Annotated in this window: 23 protein-coding genes and 2 riboswitches; of the genes, 19 read left to right on the top strand and 4 right to left on the bottom strand. The window is 42.7% G+C overall.

Annotated features, from left to right (window positions below):
* The first annotated feature begins 2 nt into the window (after positions 1–2).
* Entirely contained in the window at positions 3–923 is a 921-nt protein-coding gene (locus CSV68_RS10145) for a LysR family transcriptional regulator (protein ID WP_099662055.1), read from the top strand.
* Positions 916–1,803, top strand: coding sequence for a DMT family transporter (locus tag CSV68_RS10140; RefSeq protein WP_099662054.1), 888 nt, complete (start codon positions 916–918; stop codon positions 1,801–1,803). The genes CSV68_RS10145 and CSV68_RS10140 overlap by 8 nt, the downstream gene beginning before the upstream one ends.
* On the opposite strand, the gene CSV68_RS10135 is transcribed toward CSV68_RS10140, so the two are convergent.
* Both CSV68_RS10135 and CSV68_RS10130 read right to left on the bottom strand, forming a co-directional pair.
* A complete protein-coding gene (locus tag CSV68_RS10135; protein ID WP_158233509.1) occupies positions 1,786–2,442 on the bottom strand; it encodes a substrate-binding domain-containing protein in 657 nt (218 codons plus the stop codon). The genes CSV68_RS10140 and CSV68_RS10135 overlap by 18 nt on opposite strands.
* 107 nt (positions 2,443–2,549) lie before the next feature.
* A complete protein-coding gene (locus tag CSV68_RS10130; RefSeq protein WP_099631988.1) occupies positions 2,550–2,771 on the bottom strand; it encodes a DUF2187 family protein in 222 nt (73 codons plus the stop codon).
* 287 nt (positions 2,772–3,058) lie between these two features.
* Between CSV68_RS10130 and CSV68_RS10125 the strand changes: the two genes are divergently transcribed.
* From CSV68_RS10125 to CSV68_RS10095, 7 genes are all read left to right on the top strand, one after another.
* Positions 3,059–3,322 carry a metal-sensitive transcriptional regulator gene (locus tag CSV68_RS10125; protein ID WP_085427859.1) on the top strand — a complete coding sequence of 88 codons (264 nt, stop codon included), beginning with the start codon at positions 3,059–3,061 and terminating at the stop codon, positions 3,320–3,322.
* A 91-nt stretch (positions 3,323–3,413) separates the two neighbouring features.
* Complete coding sequence (locus CSV68_RS10120) at positions 3,414–3,893, top strand: DsrE/DsrF/DrsH-like family protein (RefSeq protein WP_099634248.1); 480 nt, start codon at positions 3,414–3,416, stop codon at positions 3,891–3,893.
* Between the two features lie 45 nt (positions 3,894–3,938).
* Positions 3,939–4,517: a sulfurtransferase TusA family protein gene (locus CSV68_RS10115; protein WP_099634247.1), complete on the top strand. Its 579-nt coding sequence runs from the start codon at positions 3,939–3,941 to the stop codon at positions 4,515–4,517.
* Complete coding sequence (locus CSV68_RS10110) at positions 4,514–5,635, top strand: MBL fold metallo-hydrolase (protein ID WP_099662052.1); 1,122 nt, start codon at positions 4,514–4,516, stop codon at positions 5,633–5,635. Before CSV68_RS10115 ends, CSV68_RS10110 begins: the two co-directional genes overlap by 4 nt.
* 57 nt (positions 5,636–5,692) lie before the next feature.
* On the top strand, positions 5,693–5,920 hold the full coding sequence (locus CSV68_RS10105; RefSeq protein WP_085427863.1) for a sulfurtransferase TusA family protein: 228 nt from the start codon (positions 5,693–5,695) through the stop codon (positions 5,918–5,920).
* A 57-nt stretch (positions 5,921–5,977) separates the two neighbouring features.
* The gene (locus CSV68_RS10100; RefSeq protein WP_099634245.1) at positions 5,978–6,754 is read left to right on the top strand and encodes a sulfite exporter TauE/SafE family protein; all 777 of its coding nucleotides are present in this window, start codon (positions 5,978–5,980) and stop codon (positions 6,752–6,754) included.
* A gap of 248 nt (positions 6,755–7,002) precedes the next feature.
* A riboswitch (SAM riboswitch) is annotated at positions 7,003–7,106 on the top strand.
* 159 nt (positions 7,107–7,265) lie between these two features.
* Complete coding sequence (locus CSV68_RS10095) at positions 7,266–8,546, top strand: O-acetylhomoserine aminocarboxypropyltransferase/cysteine synthase family protein (RefSeq protein ID WP_099634244.1); 1,281 nt, start codon at positions 7,266–7,268, stop codon at positions 8,544–8,546.
* Between the two features lie 40 nt (positions 8,547–8,586).
* Here the strand turns inward: CSV68_RS10095 and CSV68_RS10090 are convergent, their stop codons facing one another.
* Positions 8,587–10,077, bottom strand: coding sequence for a glycine betaine uptake BCCT transporter (locus CSV68_RS10090; RefSeq protein WP_099634243.1), 1,491 nt, complete (start codon positions 10,075–10,077; stop codon positions 8,587–8,589).
* A gap of 369 nt (positions 10,078–10,446) precedes the next feature.
* Between CSV68_RS10090 and CSV68_RS17330 the strand changes: the two genes are divergently transcribed.
* The 6 genes from CSV68_RS17330 (at position 10,447) to CSV68_RS10060 (ending at position 18,891) form a co-directional block, all read left to right on the top strand.
* The gene (locus CSV68_RS17330; RefSeq protein ID WP_099625366.1) at positions 10,447–10,623 is read left to right on the top strand and encodes a hypothetical protein; all 177 of its coding nucleotides are present in this window, start codon (positions 10,447–10,449) and stop codon (positions 10,621–10,623) included.
* Positions 10,624–10,763: 140 nt separating this feature from the next.
* Positions 10,764–10,948: riboswitch (cobalamin riboswitch) on the top strand.
* Between the two features lie 143 nt (positions 10,949–11,091).
* Entirely contained in the window at positions 11,092–13,200 is a 2,109-nt protein-coding gene (locus tag CSV68_RS10080) for a DUF4430 domain-containing protein (protein WP_099634242.1), read from the top strand.
* Between the two features lie 79 nt (positions 13,201–13,279).
* Positions 13,280–15,604 carry an S-layer homology domain-containing protein gene (locus CSV68_RS10075; RefSeq protein WP_099662051.1) on the top strand — a complete coding sequence of 775 codons (2,325 nt, stop codon included), beginning with the start codon at positions 13,280–13,282 and terminating at the stop codon, positions 15,602–15,604.
* An 82-nt stretch (positions 15,605–15,686) separates the two neighbouring features.
* Positions 15,687–16,565 (top strand): energy-coupling factor transporter transmembrane component T, encoded by an 879-nt coding sequence (locus tag CSV68_RS10070; RefSeq protein ID WP_099662050.1) that lies wholly within the window; start codon positions 15,687–15,689, stop codon positions 16,563–16,565.
* Positions 16,547–18,217: an ABC transporter ATP-binding protein gene (locus tag CSV68_RS10065; protein WP_099662049.1), complete on the top strand. Its 1,671-nt coding sequence runs from the start codon at positions 16,547–16,549 to the stop codon at positions 18,215–18,217. Before CSV68_RS10070 ends, CSV68_RS10065 begins: the two co-directional genes overlap by 19 nt.
* Complete coding sequence (locus CSV68_RS10060) at positions 18,193–18,891, top strand: ECF transporter S component (protein ID WP_099662048.1); 699 nt, start codon at positions 18,193–18,195, stop codon at positions 18,889–18,891. Before CSV68_RS10065 ends, CSV68_RS10060 begins: the two co-directional genes overlap by 25 nt.
* 111 nt (positions 18,892–19,002) lie before the next feature.
* Here the strand turns inward: CSV68_RS10060 and CSV68_RS10055 are convergent, their stop codons facing one another.
* Positions 19,003–19,182 (bottom strand): hypothetical protein, encoded by a 180-nt coding sequence (locus tag CSV68_RS10055; protein ID WP_233190429.1) that lies wholly within the window; start codon positions 19,180–19,182, stop codon positions 19,003–19,005.
* A gap of 296 nt (positions 19,183–19,478) precedes the next feature.
* Here CSV68_RS10055 and CSV68_RS10050 point away from each other — a divergent pair, with 296 nt between their 5' ends.
* From CSV68_RS10050 to CSV68_RS10030, 4 genes are all read left to right on the top strand, one after another.
* A complete protein-coding gene (locus tag CSV68_RS10050; protein WP_099634236.1) occupies positions 19,479–20,168 on the top strand; it encodes a response regulator transcription factor in 690 nt (229 codons plus the stop codon).
* Between the two features lie 156 nt (positions 20,169–20,324).
* The gene (locus tag CSV68_RS10040) at positions 20,325–22,523 is read left to right on the top strand and encodes a sensor histidine kinase (RefSeq protein WP_099662047.1); all 2,199 of its coding nucleotides are present in this window, start codon (positions 20,325–20,327) and stop codon (positions 22,521–22,523) included.
* A 147-nt stretch (positions 22,524–22,670) separates the two neighbouring features.
* The gene (locus tag CSV68_RS10035; protein ID WP_099634233.1) at positions 22,671–23,033 is read left to right on the top strand and encodes a hypothetical protein; all 363 of its coding nucleotides are present in this window, start codon (positions 22,671–22,673) and stop codon (positions 23,031–23,033) included.
* Between the two features lie 55 nt (positions 23,034–23,088).
* The gene (locus CSV68_RS10030) at positions 23,089–23,550 is read left to right on the top strand and encodes a DinB family protein (RefSeq protein WP_099634232.1); all 462 of its coding nucleotides are present in this window, start codon (positions 23,089–23,091) and stop codon (positions 23,548–23,550) included.
* The last annotated feature ends 1,234 nt before the right edge of the window (positions 23,551–24,784 follow it).

The raw sequence follows: 24,784 nt of genomic DNA, 5'->3' as shown, positions 1-24,784 counted from the left end.
GAATGGAATTCAAGCAATTGCAGTATTTTGTCATGGTGGTGCAACAATCCAGCTTTTCTGAAGCGGCTAAAAAACTTCACCTTTCGCAGCCTTCGCTCAGCAAAGCGATCAAGAACTTGGAGGTAGAAGTCGGATTTCAGTTACTCGAACGAACGACTAAACGTGTCCAACTCACGGAATCGGGTAGCGTAATTTATGAGCGTGCACTACATATTCTCCATGAGGCAGATATTTTACAGCAAGAGATTAAAGAAGTGAAGTGGACAGGCAGTGGAAGTGTGCAGATCGGGATGATTGAATCCGTGAAAAATTGGCTTCCTTCTATATTACTTGCCTATCGCCAGGAGTTTCCATCGATGCATGTGAAGTTAATAGAAGTATTAGGCCGTGGGGATGTTGAGCGAGCGCTCCGTCAGTACGCTGTCCATGTCTGTTTAACCAATCAATTTATAGAAGCTTCGGATATTGTCTCAATACCTTTGTACCAAGAGCAATTGGCAGTTGTCATGCATCCTGAACATCGCCTGGCGGGCAAGGATTCCATTACGCTAGCCGACCTAGAAGATGAGGCATTCATTGTCACGAGTGTTGGGTTGCAAACGAGACAGGATATTTTTGCTGCGTTTGCCGAAGAAGGAGTGCGAATGAATATATGTTACGAAGTAGAGCGTTTTGAAACGATTGTAGAACTTGTAAGGGAGAATATTGGGATTTCAATTATTCCACAAAAGTATTTTGCGCACGGACCTGACCCAACCATTGTCATTAAAACAACCAATTCAAAGACGTTGACCCGTACAGTGTATCTAACTTATTTGGATAAGCGTTATATGCCACCAGCTATTGAAGTGTTAATCGATAGTATGCAAATGCGGCGTGCCCTCTCTGTAAAGTCGAAAGAGGGAGGGGAACTGGATGAATAAATTTTTATTTGGCATTTTAGTTGTCATTACGACCGCTTTAATGGGCTCGTCATTTGCTATTGGGAAAATCGGATTGGAATATTCTTCACCGTTATTGCTAGTAGCATTGCGCTTTACCATTGCAGGCGTCATCATGGCAGTGGTAGTAAAGATATTAAAAAAGCCACATCCGAAAACGTTCGGAGAGTGGAAGTGGCTAGTGCTGATTGGTTCATTGCAGACAGCTGCCGTCATGGGATGTATATTTATGGCACTTCGTACGATCACGTCAGGTGAAACATCTATTTTAACATTTACAAATCCGTTGCTTGTCGTTGTCATCGGGACGCTAGTATTGAAAATTCATTACCGCTTGCAACAATGGGTTGGCGTTATTTGTGGTTTGTTTGGGGTATTCATTACAATGGGCGGTCATTTAAACTGGGAGATTGGTACGGTGTTAGGGTTTTTATCTGCAGTAGCATGGGCTTGTGCGACATTGCTCGTCAAAGTACATGGCCATCGTTTTGATACGTGGGTGATGACTGCATATCAAATGCTATTTGGTGGATTGATCTTATTTATAGCGAGTTTTGTACTCGAAGAACCGTTTTTCATAGCGAATCCATTGTCATTGGCGATTTTAGGATGGCTTGCGATTGCCGCATCCATTGTACAGTTTTCTATTTGGTTTTATTTATTGCAGACAGGAAATCCCGAGAGAACGAGCGCGTTTTTGTTTTTGGCACCATTCTTCGGGACATTGTCGGGATGGGTTCTGTTGGATGAGAAGTTATCCATGTCATTGATTTTAGGAGGCATGCTCATCAGTCTAGGAATATTCCTTGTGAACTGGCGTAGCAAACGAGAGCTTAGAAGAGGGCTAGTTGACTTGCCATAGACGGCAATAGGCTTTGAGTTCGCTGAGGAATGCTTGTACTTCATTCGTCTTAGAGCGGGTTCCTGTATAAAAAGCACGTTTGATTGGCGCAACTCTATAATCGAGTATGGTTAGATCACCTTTTGCGAGTTCCTGTTTGCAACTGTGGCGCGACATAATAGCGATGCCTAGCCCACTAAGAACGGCTTGTTTGATACTTTCCGGCGAGCTCATAATAGTAGGCTGTACTTGTACTCCATACTGTTTAAGCGATTGATCAATTAATAGACGGCTAGGATCTTCCGTATCAGGTAAAATCCAATGTGTATTTTGCAAATCTAGGATGGACGAGCTTCTCTTACGTGCAAGTGGATGCGTAGAAGAAGCAAGAAGTACTAGTTCGTCTTGCATAAATGCTTCAGACGATGGTAGGTTGTCAAGTTCACTGCAACCAACGTCCACCTTATGGTTTTTTAGTAATTGCGCAATGTCAGAAGAAGGGGCAGTTGTTAGTTCGAGTCGCATGTCGGGATACTTCGCGTGTAGCCGAGTGAGTACGTCGGGTAAAATAGCTTGCGAAATAACTGGCGAAGCGCCAATACGTAAAGTCCCTTTTAGTGAGGTTGTTTGCGTTAAATCTATATTTGTATGATTAATCAAATCAATCATCTCCAATACACGTTTTTTTAGTGAATGACCTGCGGCTGTGACTGGTTTTTATGTGAAAAAATAGCCTTGCATTAATCTGCAAGGCATCGAACAAACAATTATTGAACTGTGTAATTTTTGTGTGCAACGACAGTCATGTTGGAAGCTGCTCCAATATTTTCTGCGTCTTCTTCAGAAATCTTCACAATGACGGAGTTTTCGAGAATCTTGTGTATAGTTCCGGAAACTTCATGTTCATTACGGTTGAAAGATATGACTTCGTCTACATACCGTGATGCTACAAAATCAGAAACTGGACGATCTTTTCGTGGGAATGCCAATCGAATCAACTCCTTCAGTAGTATGGAATTTAGTCTGTCGTAATTTGTCATTAAAATCAGACGGAAAGTGCGTACAATAGCTTACTAGAACTAGTATAACACATTTCGGGAAATTATTCATCATACTAGAATTATGTCGAATGAGCAAGTTTTGCCAGGAAACATTTCTGGAAGTTGACTGGTCCTATTGTCAAAGATAGAATCGTACTGACGACATACAAATCAATCGGTTGACATTATACCTCAGGGGGTATAATATAAAGCTAACAGTAAGGAGGTTGAGCGATATGGAATACGATGATAAAGTCAAAAATCGATTAAAACGTCTCGAGGGTCAAATCAAAGGTGTCTTGCGTATGATGGAAGAGGGCAAGGACTGTAAAGAAGTGATCACGCAATTATCGGCCAGTCGTTCTGCTATTGACCGTACAATTGGTGTAATCGTGAGCTCCAATTTGATTGCCTGTATTGAAAACTTAGATGAAGCAGATGAGCGTACACATGAATCCATCATTAGTGAAGCGGTAGATCTTCTAGTAAAGAGTCGATGAGCAACATCACTTGACTCTTTTTTTTATAACATATAATATACCCCCATAGGTATTTGGCGAAATGATTTTTCAAATAGAAAGGGTCGAGAACATGACAGAGCAAAAGAAAACAACGATTGTATTATTTAGTGGAGATTATGATAAGGCGATGGCGGCTTATATTATCGCGAACGGTGCAGCAGCGTATGATCATGAAGTAACAATTTTTCATACATTCTGGGGATTGAATGCATTGCGCAAAGACGAACCGATTAAAAGTAATAAGAGCTTTATTGAAAAGGCGTTCGGGAAAATGATGCCGCGTGGGGCAGATAAAATGGGGTTATCCCAAATGAACTTTGCAGGAATGGGTCCTAAGATGATCAAGCAAGTAATGAAAAAGCATAACGCGATGACATTACCACAATTGATCGATATGGCAATAGAGCAGGACGTGCGATTGATTGCCTGTACGATGACAATGGATTTGCTAGGACTGAATGAAGGAGAGCTTCTACAAGAAGTCGAGTATGGCGGTGTAGCGGCTTACTTAGGTGAGGCGCAAGACGGTCAAGTGAACTTGTTCATTTAATTTTTTTATATAAATAAATACCCCAGGGTGTATAGGAGGAGTACAATGATTCAGTCAGATAACGTGTTAGATGCAAAAGGCCTTGCTTGTCCGATGCCGATTGTGAAGACGAGAAAGATGATGAAAGAGATGGAAGATGGTCAAGTGCTCGAAGTCCAGTCGACAGATTCAGGTACTACTGCAGATTTACAAGCATGGGCGGAAAGTGTGGGGCATCAATACGTCGGTAATGTGAAAGAAGCCGATGTATGGAGCCACTTCGTACGAAAAGCGGGTCAGGAAGATCAGTCACAAAAAGAATATCCGGTTACAGTCGATAATAATGAGTTGTTAGCCCAACTGCAACACCCTGATACTGTGCTAGTAGATGTTCGTGAAGAAGCTGAGTATGCATTTGCTCATATACCTGGAGCCTTATCTATCCCTCTTGGCCAACTGGATGAACGTATGGCGGACTTGAGTAAAGACAAGAAGTTCTTTGTAGTATGCCGAACAGGTAACCGCAGTGATATGGCGTGTCGAAAACTAGTAGCAAAGGGATTTGAAAATGTCACGAATGTAATTCCTGGTATGTCAAAATGGAATGGTGAAATAGAAAATACGGTAGGGGGTATGAATAAATGAGAATCATTCAATCAAGTGAAGTAGCCAAGCGCATTATTGCGAAAGAGTCATTATTCATTTTGGATGTTCGAAATGAAACTGCATTTGAAGATTGGAAAATCGAAGGAGAGCAAGTGCGCCATTTGAATGTGCCGTACTTTGATTTATTGGATGGTATTGAAGAAATTGAAGATCAATTGCCAAAAGATGAAGAGATCCTAGTGGTCTGTGCAAAAGAAGGTTCGTCCGTCATGGTGGCAGAAATCCTTGAAGAAGAAGGCTATTCAGTAGGTTATCTTTCAGGTGGCATGAAAGCATGGAGCGAGTATTTGGAGCCGGTGAAGATTGCTGATTTAAAATCGGGTGGCGAGCTTTATCAATTCGTTCGTCTTGGTAAAGGGTGCCTTTCTTATATGGTCATATCAGGCGGAGAAGCGGCAATCATTGACGCGACGCGGATGACAGATGTGTTCATGGACTTTGCTACGGAACGCGGTGTGAAGATCACAAATGTACTCGACACACACTTGCATGCGGATCATATTTCAGGTGGTCGCCAGATTGCACTAGCGACAGGAGCGACGTACTGGCTACCGCCAAAAGATGCGGTAGAGGTCATATTTGAATATGCTGCATTAGAAGGCGATACATCGATTCAAATAGGCGATACTAAAATTGATATTCAGGCACTTTATTCGCCAGGACACACCATTGGTTCGACTTCATTTATTGTCGATGATAGCTATTTAATGACCGGCGATATTTTGTTCATTGATTCGATTGGACGACCAGATTTAGCAGGTTTGGCAGAAGATTGGGTGGGCGACTTACGTGAGTCTTTGTATAGTCGTTACAAGGAATTGTCAGGAGAACTAACGGTTTTACCGGCACACTTCATGATTATCGATGAGTTGAATGAAGATGGTAGCGTGTCGGAAAAGCTCGGTGTGTTGTATAAGCAAAACCATGGCTTGAACATTGAAGATGAAAAAGAGTTCAGAGAATTAGTCACAGGGAACTTGCCTCCCCAACCGAACGCGTATCAGGAAATACGTCAAATGAATATGGGGAAAATCCAACCTGACGAAGAAACACAACGTGAGATGGAGATTGGCCCGAATCGCTGTGCGGTACGGTAAATAGTTATTTTAAATCAGCTGTAAAACAATAACCCACATTAAAAGGAGAAGATAAATATGAGTTCAACAACATTTTTAGACGCAAAAGGCCTGGCATGTCCAATGCCGATCGTACGTGCAAAGAAAGCAATGAAGGATATGCAAACAGGAGATGTTCTGGAGATTCATACGACAGATAAAGGATCGGTATCCGACCTGACAGCATGGGCGGCTTCTGGTAATCATGAAATAAAAGACCAGCAACAAGAGTCCGATGTCTTTAAATTTTGGATCCAAAAAGGGTAAACTTAGGATAGAGGGAATAGCTGTCTCCCTCTTTCATCAGGAAGAAGGGAGAACATCATGACTATTCCATTTATTATTACGATCTTCCTCATTGGACTCGTCGGCTCGTTCCTTTCCGGAATGATGGGAATCGGGGGCGCGATTGTCAAATATCCAATGTTGTTATTTATTCCTGCACTACTTGGGTTTACTGCGTTTACGCCACATGAAGTATCGGGGATTACTGCGGTGGAAGTGTTCTTTGCGTCACTTTCCGGAGTTTTAGCGTATAGAAAGAGTAATCTAATTTTGAAACCACTTGTTCTTTATATGGGAATCAGTGTATTAGTTGGCAGTGTGATCGGTGGCGCAGGTTCTAGTATGCTTTCAGAAGCTACCGTCAACGTCGTCTATGGTATTTTAGCCGTTATGGCAGCAATTATGATGTTTATTCCAAAAAAAGGTCTCGACGATCAGCCGATTGATGAAATTACATTCAATCGCTTCGTAGCTTCCAGTGCAGCCTTTATCGTCGGCTTGGCGGCTGGGATTGTCGGAGCTGGCGGTGCATTCATCATGGTACCGATTATGCTTGTAATACTAAAAATTCCCACACGCGTGACGATCGCTACATCACTGGCGATTACACTATTGTCGTCCGTCGGCTCAGCGTCAGGCAAGCTCTTAACAGGGCAAGTACCCTACGGACCAGCTCTCGTCATGATCGTTGCAAGTATTATCGCAGCTCCGATTGGTGTGAAAGTTAGTCGTAAAGTAAACACCAAAGTACTACAAAGCATCCTAGCCACACTCATCATGGCCTCCGCTGTGAAAATATGGTGGGACATATTCTAATCAAGCAAAATCGCCAGCACATCGTTCACAGAACATGTCGCTGGCGATTTTTTGAGTGGAGTCGCAAGTAAAATCATCATGGAACTCACACTTGCGCCTGGAATGTAGAGCAAATGTGCCTTAACCTTTCACAATTTCCTTTCAATATTATGAAAGTAATGCTAATTTCTAAACATTCTATTAAATCCTTGCAATAGACTAGGAATAGCCGTATACTATTTTTCAACGATGGAAAACGAATAGACACACTCTTATCAAGAGCGGCGGAGGGATTAGGCCCTGTGATGCCCGGCAACCGGCGGAAGCAAAGGTGCTACTTCCTACAAACTTTCAATAGTTTGGAAGATAAGGGGGAATGAGCGAAAGCAGAGCCCTCTTCTTATTATGGAAGATGGGTTTTTTCTATATAAAAATAGTGAATCACACGCCTACGTTTTCCTTGTCTAGTCCCAGAGAAAAGATATTCGGGGCGTTTCGGTGTTCCATCAATACATGAAAAAGGGGAATGGTTATGACGAATTTACAGCCAGAAACGATACTATTACACGGAGGGCAAAAACCGGATCCGGAAACAGGCTCACGGGCTTTACCGATTCATCGTACGACTTCTTATGTATTCAGAGACACGGAACACGCACAAAACCTATTTGGCTTAAAAGAAGCAGGTAATATTTATACAAGAATTACGAACCCGACAGTAGCAGTTTTCGAAGAACGTGTCGCACAGCTAGAAGGCGGAACAGCGGCAGTCGCGTTGGCTTCGGGAATGGCAGCCATCGCATTCTCTATTATGAATATTGCTGAAGCGGGCGATGAAATTGTTGCAGCAAGTAATCTTTACGGTGGTACATATAATTTATTTGCCGTAACATTACCGCGCTTCGGCATCAACGTAAAGTTTGTGGATGCTTCGGATCCTAAGAACTTTGAAGCGGCCATTACAGATAAAACGAAAGCTTTGTTTGCAGAAACAATCGGTAACCCGAGTTTGCAAGTGCTTGACGTGGAAGCTGTTGCGAACATTGCACACGAAAATGGAATCCCATTGCTAGTAGACAACACATTCCCATCTCCATATGGATCAAACCCTATCGAGTATGGTGCAGACGTAGTGATCCACTCAGCAACGAAATGGATTGGCGGACACGGTACGACTATCGGTGGTGTAGCAGTAGATGCAGGGACATTCGATTGGACACAAGGTAGATTCCCTGGCTTTACAGAGCCGGATGAATCGTATAACGGCTTACGTTACGGAATCGACACGGCAGCAGCGGCTTTCGCAACGAAATTGCGCGTGCAATTGCTAAGAGACTTCGGCCCATGCTTGTCGCCGGACAGTGCGTTCAACTTGTTGCAAGGTTTAGAGACACTTCATTTACGCGTGCCTCGCCACAATGAAAACGCGCAAAAGGTTGCGGCCTTCCTGCAAGAACATCCAGCTGTAGAATGGGTAACCTATACAGGTCTAGAAGATCATCCAACGGCGGAATTGGCCAATAAACATTTGAAAAACGGGTATGGCTCAATAATCGTATTTGGTATCAAAGGTGGACGCGATGCAGGAAGACAAGTCATCGACAATGTAGAAATCTGGTCTCATGTAGCGAACGTGGGAGATGCAAAATCACTAATCATTCATCCGGCTTCTACTACTCATCAGCAGTTGTCCGTAGAAGACTTGAAAAATTCAGGCGTCAGCGAGGAGTTAATCCGCTTGTCTGTAGGGTTAGAGTCAGTAGACGACATTATCGCAGACTTGAAACAAGCAATCGAAAAAGCCTCAAACTAATAAAAAAATGAACACTACGCATGTGCGCAGTGTTCATTTTTTATTTTCGTTTTACTTTTTTTCGCTCTTCTTTTAAGGATTTGAATAGCGAGACGACCATCATGATCAGTATGATGGAGAATGGTAAGGCGGCTATGATGATGACGTTTTGAAGAGCATCCAACCCACCAACATATAATAGAATAATCGCAATGGAAGACTGAATGACACCCCAGACAACTTTTAAGTTATTAGGTGGAGTCAATGAACCATATGACGACTGCATGCCGAGTACAAATGTTGCTGAATCCGCTGATGTAATGAAGAATGATGTGATCAGCAAAATAGCGACAACTGAAATGACGAATGACCAAGGCAATCCACTGAACATCTCAAAAATCGTCAACTCTGTTGCAGTTGAGGCTAGATCGATAATGCCTGCCTTTTGTGTTTCAATAGCTGTCGTACCAAATGCTGAGAACCAAATGGCGCTCAATACTGTCGGTACAACAAGCACACCGATCATGAATTCACGAATTGTTCTACCTTTCGAAACACGGGCAATGAACATGCCGACAAATGGTGACCACGCTATCCACCAAGACCAGTAGAATAGTGTCCAGTCATTCAACCATGAACGATTTTCAGGTGTAAGTGGTGCTGTACGGAAACTCATACGAATGAGGTGCTCTAAATAACCTCCGATAGAATCAGTGAACATATTGAAGATCAGCAATGTTGGACCGAGTGCAATGATAAAGACCAACAGTGTAAGAGCTAATACCATATTTGTATTTGATAAAATACGAATACCTTTTCCAAGACCGCTCCATGCGGATATTAGGAATAATACAGTTACGACCCCAATAATAATAAATTGAGACCAGAAACCGATCGGTACACCGAATAAGTAATTCAAACCTGCGTTGATCTGGACTGCTCCAAAACCAAGTGATGTTGCGACGCCGAAGACAGTAGCGAAAACTGCAAAGACATCAATGACGGTTCCGAGTTTACCTTCTACACGATTACCGAAAATTGGACGAAGTGTAGCAGAAATCAATCCAGGCTGACCCTTGCGGAACTGGAAGTAAGCTAGTGCTAAAGCGGTCATACCGTATATGGCCCATGCGTGGAAGCCCCAATGGAAAAATGTTGAACGCATCGCTTCTTTATACGCTTCTTTCGTTTCAGTAGGTGCAGTAGCTGAACTTACTGCATAATGTGAAAGAGGTTCTGCAGCTCCATAGAACACGAGTCCAATTCCCATACCGGCGGAAAATAGCATCGCAAGCCAAGAGAACATAGAAAACTGCGGTCTATCACTGTCTTTCCCCAATCGAATCCTGCCGAGTGGACTGAATATCAAATAAACTGAGATGAAGAATAACATAGAAACTGTCAGCAAGTAATACCAGCCGAATGAATCAGAAATGAAGTTTCTTATAACGAGCGTGACAGCCTCAAAGTGATCGGGAGCAATTACACCATAACCGACTGCCAATACGACCGCTGCTAATGTAATATAAAATGTTGACGATACTTTTTTCATAGGTCCTCCTTTTTTGAATGTAGTTTGTGAAATGAGCTAAGTACATAATCGAAAAGCACAATAAAATTGCACACATACACTTCACATTACCCATTTAATCGCCCATGTAAACGCTAAATAAAAGGCGGTTTGTTGACAAAATCATTACTAGTGAAAATAAAAAAGACGAGAAAAATTCCTTCTCGTCCAATATGTAAGTTGGTTCTGTAGCGCAATTCATTTACTTGCCCATAGTCATTAGCTTGTGCTTGTGTCAGTATACATGAAAGTTGAGGGTGATTTCCAGCTAGAAGAACAATTTCCTTTCATACACCAAGAACCGTAGCCATGTTATACTATAGAAACAAATGAAATGAGGAGGGGATTTTCGTGCAATATTCACAACCTAAGATGCTTCAGCTCGTAAAGCATAGCCCAGAGTTAAACAGGCGATTGAAAGAGATTATGAAAGAGCATGAGCTAGAGAAAAGCTTTGCATTGAAAGCACTTTATCATGCAGAAGTGAAAGATGGCGGAGTCTATCAGCGGGATTATCAGGAGCTGTAAGCATTCACTCACTTATATAGCACGTGATGAAATAAATAATATTTACAAAAAGACCGATGAGAGATTCTTTCATCGGTCTTTTATACTATTCTTTTGAAATAATAAAAAGTAGCAGGTGAGCATGTGATATACTAATGTAAAATTGAATAGAATATTTTGGTTCTTTACATTATTGTAAAGATGAAAAAGGAAACAGGTGAAAATCCTGTACGGTCCGGCCACTGTAAATGGGAAATATCTTCAAAACACCACTGGTGAAATACTGGGAAGGTTGAAGATGTGATGATCCATAAGTCAGGAGACTTGCCAAAATACCATGCGTTACGCCTCCCAGGAAGAGGTATGCATATTGTATTGGATGTAATAAGTCATTAACTGAAGTCCGCTTATACATAGTGCCCTTGTCTCTTTCTGGAGGCAAGGGCTTTTTTACGTTCAATTACCAAACTAGGATAAGGGGGAAATCATTTGTTTAAGCGTTATGTATCTATCATTGCAAGTGTTTTACTAGCAGTAACGATGCTGTTACCTGCAACGAGTTTAGTTGCTTTAGCGAATTCGGATGTTCAACAAAGTAATATAAGCCCGCAAGCCGCTAACTACTTAGTGGATGTCGAAGTAGAAGGTTTATCGGGGGGAATTTTAAAAGAAGCGGTTCAAGTTACAGAAGGACAAAATGCATTAGATGCATTGAAGAAGGCACTGAATAGCCAGAGCATAAAATATACTGTGCAAGAAAGTGATTTCGGGGCGTATGTAACATCAATTGATAATGAAGAAGCAGGAACATTAGGCGGTTGGGATGGCTGGAATTATACAGTAAACGGACAAGCTCCTTCTGTTGGAGCCGCTGCTTATGTCTTGAAAAATACTGACGTGGTGAAGTTCTTCTATGGTCGTTGGGCCGCTATGTCTACGTCTACACAGGTTATAGAACATAGTGATAATCCCGCAATTACTGTGAATCTAATAGGAGATACTTTTACGTCAGCAGCGCTAGAGACGGCGAATTGGACTGTCGAACCATCTAATTTAACAATTTCTACAATCACCCAAAATACGGATCAGCAAATTACAATTCAATTAAAAGGCAAAGTGGAACGTGAAAACCTCTCACTAGTTGCAACAGAAGCAGCTGTGGTAGGGAAAGCGGCAGATGCATTACAAATTACAGTAGTTGCGAGTCAAGAACGCGTACCTGAAGCAATTAAGAAAGTCACAGATTATATACTGAGTAAATCTGTTTCGAGCGAATGGACGGCAGTTGGTTTAGCAAAAGCCGGAGCAACTGTACCGGAAAGTTATGAAGAAGTATTCGAACAAAATGTCCAACAACAAATCGTTGCGAACTTGGAACGTCTAAAAATAACAGATGCAGAACGTTTGACGATAGCGGCAGCAGCGATAGGGAGAGATCCTAAAAATATCAATGGTATCGATTTACTGGATAAAATTTATAACAGTATAAGTATTAGAAATGTTGATACGATGACTCGCCAAGGAACGAATGGTTTGATTTTTGCATTAGTTGCACTCGATACGAAAAACTATGAAGTTCCAAAAGATGCAAAATGGAACCGCGAAAAGATAGTTGAGGCTCTTTTAAGCTATCAAAGGGCTGATGGTGCGTGGAGTTTAGCTACAAGTAATACAGGGACTGCGAGTTATGATATGACAGCAATGGCTCTTATTGGATTAGCTCCATACAATGAGCAACCAGCTGTTAAAAAAGCTGTCGAGAAAGCAGTTACTTTCTTGTCAGAAAGCCAAGGTTCTACTGGTGGATTTAACGAAACGTTCGTAGGTGGCATTTCTAGTGAAGCCACTTCGCAAGTGATCATTGGACTGACAGCAAATAACATCGATCCCCAAGGAGAACGTTTTACAAAGAATGGCATCAACTTGATCGATCATTTGTTAAGCTTCCAAACAGAAAATGGGGGCTTCAAGCATACTTTAACGGGTTCGACAGACGGAATGGCTACAGAACAAGCGATTCAAGGTCTTGTAGCATTTGATTTATTTACAAAAGGTGAAGGGCGTTTATATGACTTCTCAGAAAAATCAACGCAACTTGAAGTTTCAAGTCATTCAACTCTTCAAGGGATTCTTAATGACAGCCTTCTAAAGGTGCAGAAAAATAAAAATGAAATTTGGTCTCCTATTTTTATTGAAAACACGGAAATGATTGAAGGATATTATGTTGTGCAAGCTGGAGAAAATGGAACGAAGAAAGAAACGGAAATTCCTGAAGGAACGAAAAAAGTATTTATTGTAGATAATGATCGTCCATATCGTTATTTCGATGCCGAAGTAGTAGAACCTTCTCATACGTTTACAGTCACGTTCAACAGAGAAATTCAAGACTCGAAAGTGAATTTAAATAAAATCTATGTAGAAGACATTACAGGCAAGCGTGTGCCAGCCACAGTGAAAGCAAACGGTGTAACAGTTACTGTGACACCTGAAACAGACTATATGGAAGGTCAGTTATATTCTTTAGTCGTAATTGATCCAGTCTCTGCAGAAGGAATAACAATAAAACAATCTGCTCGTAAATTATTCATTATTAAATAAGGAGGTATGCTTTATTTCTATCATCAAAAACTTCACAAAAATAACAGCAGCATTCGCATTAGCGAGTGCCGCTATCCTCATGCCGGTTGCACCTTCATTTGCAGAGCAGCCGACACCGATTTATGAAAATCAAGCAACGCAGACGCTGCAACATTCCATTACAATTTCTAATACAGAAATCCCTATGCCGTTGTCTACCGTCGAAGTACAGGAAGGCGATACGGTTTTAAGTGTATTGAAACGAAATGTTGAATCAAGAGGCATTCAAATGGAATACAGTGGCGGAGAAGGCGCGACTGCATATGTAGAGGGGATAGATAATGTATATGAATTCGACCGCGGACAAGGCAGTGGTTGGATGTACAGCGTCAACGGTATCTTTCCAAATCGCGGAGCGGGCGTCATCAAGCTCATCCCTGGCGATAAAGTGGAGTGGAAATATACGACGGACTTAGGTAAGGATCTAAACGCTGATCTATTTCCTTTCCGTGAAGACTTGGAGCCGAAGATTTCAGTGTCAGGAATTACTTCGGGAGCAACAGTTACGAAGTCTAGCCTTTCATTCCAAGTACATGCAGCGAGTTATTTCGGAACAGCACTTCAACCGACAGTCACCGTAAACGGCAAGCCGGCAGTTGTGACAGGAAACACAGTAAATGCGCTATTGCAGAGTGGCGAGAATAACATCGTCTTACAGGCCGCGGATGCGAAAAATGATAAAGTGACAAAATCAGTGAAGGTGACATATTCACCAATCGCTAACCCTGAACCGAACCCGTTACCAAATCCAGTTCCAAATCCAAATCCATTACCGAAGCCTCCGGTAATGAAACCAGATCCAACACCCGAAACGCCATCAACTAAAGATTACTCAAAGCTTGTTACTTCAGCCATTAACCAGGCGAGTGCACAAATGCTTGCAGGACCAATCGATAGTGAGTGGCAGGCAATCGGACTTGTGAAAGCGGGCAAGAAAGTACCTGCTTCTTATACAAATGAATTCTACGAACATTTGCAAGACCAAGTGATTAGTAGGTCCGGCAAAGGTCGTATGAAGATTACGGATGTACAACGTTTAACGATGGCCGCTGCAGCAATCGGTATTGATCCGATGAATGCAGATGGCAAGGGCTTTAACTTAATCGATAAAATTTTAAATAGTGAAAAGCATATGACGGGTGCGGATAGCCTGACATACCAAGGCAATAACGGGATCATTTTTGCGTTGATTGCCCTTGATACAAAAGGTTACCAAGTGCCAAGCAACTCGAAATGGACACGTGAGAGCCTAGTTGAAGAGCTATTGAAATATCAGAAAGATGACGGATCGTGGAGCTTGTCAACGAGTAAAGAAGGCTCAACAAGCTATGATATTACAGCGATGGCATTGATTGGAATTGCACCTTATACAGATAAGCCGGAAGTTCGTAAAGCGATGGATCGTGCAGTGAAATTCCTAGCGGATGAACAAGGTCCAACTGGTGGATTCGACGAAGCGTTCGTTGGAGGTATTTCAAGCGAAGCGACATCGCAAGTTATCATCGGTCTAACTGCAAATCAAATTGATCCACGTATACCGATGTTTACGAAGAACGGTATCAACTTAATTGATCACCTGTTAAGTTTCCAAACATCTGACGGTGGCTTCCAGCATACAGCAGGAGATAGCCGTTCGAATGCAATGGCAACGGAGCAAGCATTGCAAGCTTTAGTAGCATTTGATTTGTTCACGAAAGGCAAAGGTGTATTGTACAACTTCACGGAAGTACCTGTCATTCCGTCGCCAAAGCCAGATCCTGAACCAACACCGGATCCAGATCCGAAGCCAGATCCAAAGCCAGATCCAAAGCCAGAACCGAATCCAACTCCACAGTTTACGGATATTCAAACACACTGGGCAAAGGATTATATTAATCAAGCAGTGGAGCTAGGGATTGCGAGTGGCTATAAAGATCAAACGTTTAAGCCGAATCAATCACTGACTCGTGCGCAAGCGGTATCTATTTTGGTTCGTGCATTAGATTTGAAGACGGACAAGAAAGCACCATTCCCTGATATACAAAAGTATGCCTCAAGTACACAAGGAGAAATTGCAGCTGCGTATCATCATGGTTTGGTAAAAGGAAAAGACGGTAAATTCATGCCGGCACAAGAAGTGACACGTGCACAAATGGCGCTTATGTTATACCGTGCGTATGAAGTGAAGAATGGCGAAATGTATAAGTTCGAACAAATAGCACCTTTCCGTGATATTCGCTTATACAATATGGAAGCTGTGAAAGCAATGAGCATGCTATATGATTTGAAGATGGCAAAAGGGGAGAACGGCAACTTTATGCCAAGTAACTCAACGTCTCGTGCACATGCTATGAAAATGTTAATGGAGTTTTTGAATACAAAATGATCACACAATCTTGCACCCGCGTGGTGCAAGATTGTCTGTCTTTAACGTGTAGTAGGTTGAGGGAGTAGGAAGGGGAAGGGTTATGGGCAATGGAATACAGGCAATTCACCCTTTCGTGATGTTTTTTTATTATATTTGCCTTGGTTTTTTTGCGATGTTCTTCAATCATCCGATCTTTTTACTAGCCGGTTGCCTGGCATTAATTGCGGTTAATTTATCACATGACGGTGGACAAGCGATGAAGCAGTGGACGCCGTTGATGATGACTATGACTGTGCTAATTATTGTGATCAATCCCTTGATTAATTCAAGAGGGACGCATGTGTGGTTTGATCTCTTTGGAAAACAAGTGACACTAGAAGCGATGCTCTATGGTGTCGTGACCGCAATGTCGTTGTTGATGATTCTTCTATTATTCGTTTCATTGAATATCGTCCTGAACGGTAATAAATTATTATACATTTTTGCAAGAATTCTACCGAGGACTGCATTTCTGATTATGATGTCCATCCGTTTTGTGCCATTGCTAAAAAGGCGATTGACTGAAATTCAGGATGTTCAGCGTCTGAAGGGCATGACGATGACACAAGGAACATTGCGTGAGCGTGCGAAGAGCGGAATGTCGATGTTACAAATTCTACTATCGTGGTCTTTGGAAGAAGCTGTGGAGACAGCAGATTCTATGAAAGCACGAGGATATGGATCCGGTACAAGACGTCCGTATATCCCATTTCGCATGACGAAGTCTGATAAACGTTGGTTGAGTTATTTACTCGTAGCTTTCGTCATAGGCGGCACGGGTGGATTGTTGGGCTATGGAAAGATCATTATTTATCCGGAACTTGGTACATTGCATCTATCATTGCTTGATTGGGTCGTCTTCGCTTGCGGCATGGCTGTCGCACTGTTTCCAGTATTTGTAGAAGGGAGAGAACAACTGAAATGGAATTATTCAATTTGAATCACGTCTCGTTTTCTTTTCCAAACACAGATCAGTATGTGCTAAAGGACATTTCACTTTCCGTCAATGAAGGCGAGTTCCTTGTTATTGGAGGCGCAAGCGGTAGTGGTAAGACGACTTTATTGAAGTTATTGAAGAGGGAATTGACGCCGACAGGAAAACTTGAAGGGGAAATTCTCTATAAAAATAAGTTGATCCATGAGTGGGGAGAGCGGCAGATGGTCGAGCAAGTCGGCTATGTGTTCCAGGATCCAGACAATCAAATCGTCATGGATGAAGTGATGCAAGAGATTGTTTTCGGGCTAGAGAACTTAGGGTACTCTACATTTGAAATGCGTAAACGGGTAGCGGAAATGGTGCATTTTTTCGGAGTGGAAGACTTGCTGAGCGCAAAGCCTTCTGAGTTGTCGGGTGGTCAAAAGCAATTATTGAATCTACTGTCGGTACTCCTTATGAAGCCGCGTGTGCTATTGCTCGATGAACCAACATCACAACTTGATCCGGTAGCAGCAAAAGAGTTGATACTGATGCTTGAGCGTCTGAATAAAGAAACGGGCATGACGATTGTTTTAGTCGAACACCGTTTGGAAGAATTATATGCGGTGGCGGACCGGGTCGTACTGATGGAATCAGGTGAAGTTCGGTACGAGGGAGACAGTCGTCAAGTCATTGGAGCGTTATATGCGGATTGCGCAACACAGTTCTTTCCGTACTTACCTGCATTCGCACGGCTTTATATGGAATTCGAAGAGATGCCTATCGTTTCGGCAATTCCTTTGACGGTGAAAGAATGTAAACAGTGGATCGGTCGTGACGAGCATGAAATAGTGCCTGTAGAGGCGCAATTAAATCAATCGAAAGAGCGATGGATACTTGAGATGGACGATGTGTTTTTTCAGTATCAAAAGAAAGCACCATTCGTCTTGAAAAGTTTTACGTTACGCATCCCGAAAGGTCAGTTTTTTGCGATGGTTGGAGGAAATGGCAGTGGAAAGACAACTGCTTTACGCGCAAGTCTCGGCAGTATAAAACCGCAACGTGGCAAAGTCTATTTGAATGGGCAGGATATGAAGAAAATGAAGGATTCTGAGTGGCTTGGAAAAATTGCGTATTTGCCACAAAATCCGCGAACGTATTTTGTCCAGCAAACGATTGAAGAAGAAATGCAAAGTATTGGTGAACGTTTGAAACTACCTGATTTAACTAAGCGGATGCATCATTTACTCGAAGCATTCGACATTTCCCATTTACGTACGCGTCATCCGTATGATTGCTCAGGTGGAGAAGTCCAGAAAGCGGCACTTGCTTGTATTTTGTTAGGTGAACCCGAGATGTTGTTTATCGATGAACCGACGAAGGGAATGGATCCTGTTTCCAAGAAGCATTTAGGTGAGTTATTGTATAGTTTGCAGCAAGACGGACTGACGATTTTCATGGTGACGCATGACATTGGCTTTGCGGCGAGTTATGCACAACGGTGTGCGATGATGTTTGACGGAGAAATTGCGGCGGACGGTACACCGGATGAATTATTCAAAGGCAATTATTTCTACACGACGGCGATTAATCGTGCGACGCGGGAAACGAAACAGCCTGAAGTTTTGACGTATGAGGAGGCTGTGGCGACATGGGCCGTTCGCGAAAGTATTTAGTAATTGTTTCATTTGTATTATTATCTTTGCTTGTCGTTTCAATCGTGTTCTTTCATTATAGAGCGTATTTGTTACTTAGCTTGATCATGATCGCGGCCATTATGATTCCGTTTTTCGCCCGTTTTGAGTGGCGGGATGTAGGGGGAAGAGAGGTCGTCTTGCTAGCGATGCTTGCAGCGATTGCGGCAGTTGGACGTGTTCCATTCGCTGGACTACCCAGCATTCAGCCGACTTCGTTCATCATCATTATGGCGGGGTTAGTATTTGGTGCGGAGTCGGGCTTCATCGTTGGAGCGGTCGCGGCGATTGTCTCGAACTTCTTCCTCGGTCAAGGACCTTGGACTCCTTGGCAAATGTATGCGTGGGGCATGATGGGAATGACTGCGGGACTATTGCGCAATACAGCATTTATGAGGACGCTGTGGGGAAAATGTACATTTGGTTTCGTCTGGGGCTATATATTCGGCTGGTTCATGAATACGTGGGTCATTGTTGGGAATATTGAAGCATTGTCTTGGAAATATGTTGCTGGAATTTTTGCCTCGAGTATCTACTTCGACCTTGCGCATGCCTTATCCAATGTGTTTTTCATTATCGTATTTGGAGCAAGCTGGATGAAAATCTTAGAGCGTATTCAGCGAAAGTATGGATTGCTGTATGATCAGCCGGGATAACTAGAATACAAAACACACAAAAAAAGAGTAGCCAAAATTGGCTGCTCTTTTTTTGTGTGATGAATGAAAAAGAATGATTGTATTCGATAACTATGCGTTTTCCTTCAAAAATCATGAAGGATTAAATGGTTGATTACCTTCCGTCTGCTTATTCTTCTTTGAATTCGTTTTATTCTTTTTAGCCGCATCATTCTGTCCAATTACATCAAAATCATCAGGACTCAGATCATAACCTGCGCCATACTCCTCGCGCATCTGCTCATTTTTCTTCTTGTTCTTCTTATTAGGCATATTCGCCACCTCCATTATATGAGTGTGGCATTCTTATTGAGGATTATACATCAGTTATGAGCGGTTTTGGCGGTGCATAGAGCGGTTGGATGTGTTCTATGAGCGCTTGTGTGGCATGATAGAGCGCTTGGCCATGTTCTATGAGCATTAGTGGATTTTTAAGAGCGGTTGAGGCAGTTTAATGAGCGCAAAAGAATTCATTCGAAAACATCTTAAGAATTTCTTCATATTTATCCTCAGTCTTTGTTAAGAGTGGGGTGATAGAATGAAGTTATTAGTGAGACGGGGTGACGTACATGGCAGAGTTTACAGTGCTTGTAGCGGATGACGACAAAGAAATTCGCGAGGGAATTGAGATTTATTTGAAAAATGAAGGATATCGTGTACTGAAGGCGAAAGATGGTCAAGAAGCGTTAGAGTTGCTTTCGTTGAATGAAATCCATTTATTGATTTTGGATATTATGATGCCAAATATGGATGGAATTACGGCTACATTCAAGATACGGGAAGTGCAAAATATCCCCATTATTATGTTGAGTGCGAAAGTGGAAGATTCGGATAAAATCCACGGCTTGTCAGTGGGGGCGGACGACTATGTCACGAAGCCATTCCATCCGCTTGAGTTGATGGCTCGTGTGAAGTCTCAGCTTCGCCGGTATGTGCAGTTAGGGACGTATGAAGGGCAAAAAGTCATTGAAGTAAATGGTCTTGTCTTAAATGAAGAAGAGAAAGAACTGACGGTAGAAGGGACGCCTGTTCGGCTAACTCCAATTGAATTTAAAATAACAGAGCTACTGATGAAACATCCAGGACGCGTATTTTCAATCAACGAAATTTATGAACGCGTGTGGAATGAACAAGCATATAACGCGGAGAATATCGTAGCGGTGCATATACGAAAAATCCGAGAAAAAATCGAAGCGGATCCAAAAAATCCGCGGTATGTGAAAGTGGTGTGGGGCGTTGGCTATAAAATCGAAAAATAGAAACGGCTTAGTTGGGTCACTTATTGCTATTGCGTTAGCTTTCGGAAGTCTACTGTACTGCGCTTCTTTTGCGGTTGATCTATTCCTAGACGGCTGGGAACGATTACACTTGGCAACCCATTACTTTGGCCGAATTATTAGAGGAGGAACCGTGTGATGAATAAAAATATAAAATTGGTCATCTGGTCTGCGCTCGTGACGCTTGTATTGATTGCGTTGCCGTCCATCATTCAGTACGCACCGCAGCTTGTTGGTAAATCGTTTACCGACCAAGAAGATTTCACCTATAGAATGGAACAGGTATACGATAATCTGTCTTCTACTGTACTCAATCCCATCGACTTGAAAAAAGCAGAGAAGGAATTAACGGTTTCACCTGATGAAATTGAAGAATACCGACAGCGATACGGTACACTTTCTGCACAGCTTGATAATATCCAGCAACAATATGCAGAACGAATTGCGGATGCGAAAAGTGAGAAAAATGAAACGTTGCTATTGGCTTTAGTTAAAGAGCGAAATATGAAACTAGAAGAGATCCAAAAGAATTTTGATAGCGATAGTTATGTAGAAGACAAAATCCGCTCGGAAAAGGCAAAAGCTTTAGCTAGTCAGATTAGGGAGACAGAAAATAATCAAGAAATGAATATTCCCATTTCCTATGATCTCGTGAATGTTGAAACAGGTGAGCGATTTACGCGTGGAGATGTCGAGGTCACGTCCCTCTTCCAACAACAATTTACAGATGCTACAGGATATTTCAAGGCGAATTCGGCCGTGTATGACAATGGGTACGATGACTATTCCATGGAACAACCATCGATGTTCACAGATGATGGTGTAGAAGGCATTAGCAATCCTCCACAATATTTTGAAGGTACGGTTATTATTCCCTCAGATGCTGCAGTGTCAGGGGCAATGGCTAAGGAAAACGATCAATTCATCCGTGGGAAGTATATGATCTATGGATTGTGGGTTCTCGGTGTGCTAGCGCTCGCGGCATTGTTTACAATTATAAAGTTCCAGAAAGAATGGGTGCTTCAGCCAAGATTTGCTGCTACGTATTCACGCTGGAAAATAGATGTGAAAGTAGCTCTTTTGCTACTAACCGCATTTATTCTAACTCTTTATTTCGAATCGACTATATTCAATATCTTTAATCAGTTTATGTATCTAAACTTGGGGACTATCAGTAATATGGCGGTCAGCTTCTTCCTGATTGGTGTACTGTTTACCGCACTGTTGGTGTTTCAGGCTGTTCACTTATTTATGCTATACCGCGAACCTGGGCGGCTGATGAAGGATTGGCGTGAAAGTTTTACGATGCAATTTACGCAAGATGTTCGAGACACATTCAATAATCGTACAATCGGTGTACAGTTATCGTTGTTGCTCATGATCTTTTTCCTTGCCGGTGTAGGCTTGGTGGGTGGATTCATGCAACCGGAGCTTCTCGTGATTTACGCTTTCTGTATATTATTTGTCTTGCTACCTGCATTATTCATTTACGTGAAAAAAACAGCCTATTTGAATCGTATATTGGCTGCAACGAACGATATGGCAGCGGGACATCTGACGCAGGCGATACCCGTGAAAGGGAAATCACAGCTTGCAAAACATGCAACGAATTTGAATAATCTTCGCGAAGGTGTTCGTGTGTCAATCAATGAACAAGCGAAAAGCGAGCGATTGAAAACAGAGTTGATCACAAATGTTAGCCATGACTTACGGACGCCGCTCACTTCCATTATTACGTATACAGATTTATTGAAAGATGAGTCGTTAACTGCAGAAGAACGTGCGAAATACGTGGGCATTTTAGATCAGAAATCACAGCGCTTGAAAACGCTCATTGAAGATTTATTCGAAGTGTCAAAAATGGCAAGTGGCAATTTAGAAATGGTGAAGCAGCGTGTGGATTTAAATCAATTGATTCAACAAGCGTTGGCAGAACATGCGGAAGAATTCGTTGAACAAGATTTGCATGTTCGGACTACTTTACCTGAAGAGCCAGTCTACGCGCTGGTCGATGGACAAAAATGGTGGAGAGTACTCGATAATTTGCTGATCAATGTGTGGAAATATTCATTGCCAGGTACGAGAGTATACGTCAATCTTCAGCAAGTGGGATCGAATGCGCGTATCGTGTTGAAAAACGTTGCGCGATATGAACTTGGTGACACTACGGATGAGTTATTCGAACGCTTTAAGCGAGGGGATGCATCCAGACAGACGGAAGGTTCCGGTTTAGGATTGGCTATTGCTCAGTCTATTGTCGAGCTACATGGCGGTCGAATGGAAGTGGAAGTCGATGGGGATTTATTCAAAGTGACGATTGATGTCGTAGGTGGGTAAATTGGCGCGGAGTAGGATGGGATAAAATTCCTGTCTTACTCTTTTTTTCATTTAAAAAAGGAATTAGTTTAGTTTATGGCGAATAAGGGTATGTATAGAGAGTGCGGTCTATTGATTCTAGATTGCATGAAAGGGAGGAATGGTTATATGACAATCGTTGACGGGAAGTATCCAAACAAAAAAGATTTAACTCCGAAATTAGAAGAAATTAATGAGGAACAGTGTGTGGTAGAAGATGTAGTAGTACCAGATGAACTACCTCTCGCCGATCCTGCAGATTCTGATTCAAGTGTAGCATTTAGAGAAAATGCTCAAGATGAAACAGGAGAACATAAACCCTCCGCTTACAGTCAAAATAAATCACCCAGCCAAAACTATCATGATCTAACACCCGGTGAAAAGTTCCCGTATGGTGATCAGGAAGAATATAATCGTGAATACAACCACGAAGCGCATGACCAATGGAATGAGCATAAGAATATTAAAAAGCAAGAAGAAAATCCATCGTAAAGTCAGCCTGCCTAAGTGCAAGGCTGTTTTTAGATTAGAAGAAAGGGTGGAATGAATGGGTACGTTGCAACAGTTTTCAATGGCAAGAGGTTATACGTTAGGCCTCATTAAACGAGCAGATGAACATGCGTGGGACGTTCAACCTGAAGGCTTTTCTAATACCATCCGATGGAATGTAGGACATATTTATTCTTTGACTGAAGATCTTCTTAACCGTGCAATGAATGACTACCCAGTCGACAAGTTGGAATGGGCAGAATTCTTTGCACCGGGTACGAGTCCATCTACTTGGCCGAGCATTCCGCCAGCAGAAGAGGAGTTATTTGCTGCGATGAAAGATCAAGGCAAGCGCATTTCGCAACTGACTGAACAACAGCTTGCGCATCGATTGAGTACGCCTATTTCTATTGGCAAGTTCCTTACGATGGAAACTGTCGAAGAAGTTCTTCAGCTTCTGACATGGCATGAAGGTATGCATGCTGGTTTGATAGATGGTTTACTTAAGGTGAACAAATAAATTCGAATATGGCTGTTCAGGAGATCATAATGGATTTCTTGAGCGGCTTTTTTGTGTTGGAATAGGGATTTTATTTAGGTGGTAAGTAAGAAGCGGCGTTGGGTTGTGGTTCTTGCAGGTGCTTTTCTTTTTCCTGTTCATCCAGGAGGTTGTGGTTTAGCTGGCAATGTAAGTGGTGAGTTCATTGTCGCCACTTTGGCGCTGGTGGATGGCTCCTCGCTACGCCTACCACAGCAGTCGCCTTCGTTGGATTGTGGGTAGGGCAGTTCGGGTAGTTGTTGTTACTCGTTGAAGTGCTATCAGATTACGTTTCTGTTTAGAGTGCGTAATAAGCGGCATTAAGTTGTGGTTCTTGCACATGCATTTTTCGTTTCGTGTTTAATCTGGAGGTTGTGGTTTAGCTGCCTATGTAAGTGGCGAGTCCATTGTCCCCACTTCGGCGCTGGTGGATGGCTTTCGCGAGGAGCCAGAGACAGGAAGTTCGCCTGTCTTTGTCTCCTCGCTACGCCTACCACAGCAGTCGCCTTCGTTGGAGTGGGTGTGGGGCAGTTCATATAGCGTTTTTTAAGTGATTAGTGCGTAAGTGATCATGGATTACGTTTCTGTTAATTGTGCGTAATAAGCGGCTTTGGTTTGCGGTTCTTGCCCGTGCTTTTTCTGTTTCTTGTTTGATCAGGAGGTTGTGGTTTAGCTGTCTATGTAAGTGGCGAGTCCATTGTCCCCACTTCGGCGCTGGTGGATGGCTTTCGCGAGGAGCCAGAGACAGGAAGTGCGCCTGTCTTTGTCTCCTCGCTACGCCTACCACAGCAGGCGCCTTCGTTGGAGTAGGTGTAGGGCAGTTCGTATACTTCATTTTCAAAACTACAAGATCAGTATCACCAAATCACTGATCTTTTTCCTATTAGAATCACAACTTAACTGAATACCCAACGGTAGCGCAGGCACAACTGCGGGGTAGGCCGTGGCCATGAGACAACTGGCGGCAATCCCCCACGTGCCTGCGCGGGTCCAGAAAGCAGACACTCACTAACTTCAGTACCCAACCACCAGTCGAGCAACGACCCCAACAAAAGTGCCAAAGACCCGCAGCCGCCTAGTCTTTCCGTCAACCGAGTTTCTAGATTGGGTAAGATACGCAATTTATCATTCTTAGAACCACAACCAAAATAAATAAAACTTAGCAGCGCAGGCACAACTGCGGGGTAGGCCGTGGCCGGGAGACAACTGGCAGCAC

Origin of the sequence: Sporosarcina sp. P29 (genome assembly GCF_002743265.1) — a bacterium.
In the GTDB taxonomy this organism is placed as follows: domain Bacteria; phylum Bacillota; class Bacilli; order Bacillales_A; family Planococcaceae; genus Sporosarcina.
The sequence above is the reverse complement of the archived record's forward strand: the minus strand, read 5'-3'. Positions and strand labels throughout refer to the sequence as shown.

Excerpts from the sequence above, each read along its gene's own strand:
- CSV68_RS10125 (WP_085427859.1), top strand. The coding sequence starts at position 3,059 with ATGGAATACGATGATAAAGTCAAAAATCGATTAAAACGTCTCGAGGGT.
- CSV68_RS10095 (WP_099634244.1), top strand. The coding sequence starts at position 7,266 with ATGACGAATTTACAGCCAGAAACGATACTATTACACGGAGGGCAAAAA.
- CSV68_RS10115 (WP_099634247.1), top strand. The coding sequence starts at position 3,939 with ATGATTCAGTCAGATAACGTGTTAGATGCAAAAGGCCTTGCTTGTCCG.
- CSV68_RS10030 (WP_099634232.1), top strand. The coding sequence starts at position 23,089 with ATGGGTACGTTGCAACAGTTTTCAATGGCAAGAGGTTATACGTTAGGC.
- CSV68_RS10110 (WP_099662052.1), top strand. The coding sequence starts at position 4,514 with ATGAGAATCATTCAATCAAGTGAAGTAGCCAAGCGCATTATTGCGAAA.
- CSV68_RS10060 (WP_099662048.1), top strand. The coding sequence starts at position 18,193 with ATGGGCCGTTCGCGAAAGTATTTAGTAATTGTTTCATTTGTATTATTA.
- CSV68_RS10065 (WP_099662049.1), top strand. The coding sequence starts at position 16,547 with ATGGAATTATTCAATTTGAATCACGTCTCGTTTTCTTTTCCAAACACA.
- CSV68_RS10120 (WP_099634248.1), top strand. The coding sequence starts at position 3,414 with ATGACAGAGCAAAAGAAAACAACGATTGTATTATTTAGTGGAGATTAT.
- CSV68_RS10105 (WP_085427863.1), top strand. The coding sequence starts at position 5,693 with ATGAGTTCAACAACATTTTTAGACGCAAAAGGCCTGGCATGTCCAATG.
- CSV68_RS10100 (WP_099634245.1), top strand. The coding sequence starts at position 5,978 with ATGACTATTCCATTTATTATTACGATCTTCCTCATTGGACTCGTCGGC.
- CSV68_RS10055 (WP_233190429.1), bottom strand. The coding sequence starts at position 19,182 with ATGCCTAATAAGAAGAACAAGAAGAAAAATGAGCAGATGCGCGAGGAG.
- CSV68_RS10070 (WP_099662050.1), top strand. The coding sequence starts at position 15,687 with ATGGGCAATGGAATACAGGCAATTCACCCTTTCGTGATGTTTTTTTAT.
- CSV68_RS10145 (WP_099662055.1), top strand. The coding sequence starts at position 3 with ATGGAATTCAAGCAATTGCAGTATTTTGTCATGGTGGTGCAACAATCC.
- CSV68_RS10050 (WP_099634236.1), top strand. The coding sequence starts at position 19,479 with ATGGCAGAGTTTACAGTGCTTGTAGCGGATGACGACAAAGAAATTCGC.
- CSV68_RS10075 (WP_099662051.1), top strand. The coding sequence starts at position 13,280 with ATGCCGGTTGCACCTTCATTTGCAGAGCAGCCGACACCGATTTATGAA.
- CSV68_RS10140 (WP_099662054.1), top strand. The coding sequence starts at position 916 with ATGAATAAATTTTTATTTGGCATTTTAGTTGTCATTACGACCGCTTTA.
- CSV68_RS10040 (WP_099662047.1), top strand. The coding sequence starts at position 20,325 with ATGAATAAAAATATAAAATTGGTCATCTGGTCTGCGCTCGTGACGCTT.
- CSV68_RS10090 (WP_099634243.1), bottom strand. The coding sequence starts at position 10,077 with ATGAAAAAAGTATCGTCAACATTTTATATTACATTAGCAGCGGTCGTA.
- CSV68_RS10035 (WP_099634233.1), top strand. The coding sequence starts at position 22,671 with ATGACAATCGTTGACGGGAAGTATCCAAACAAAAAAGATTTAACTCCG.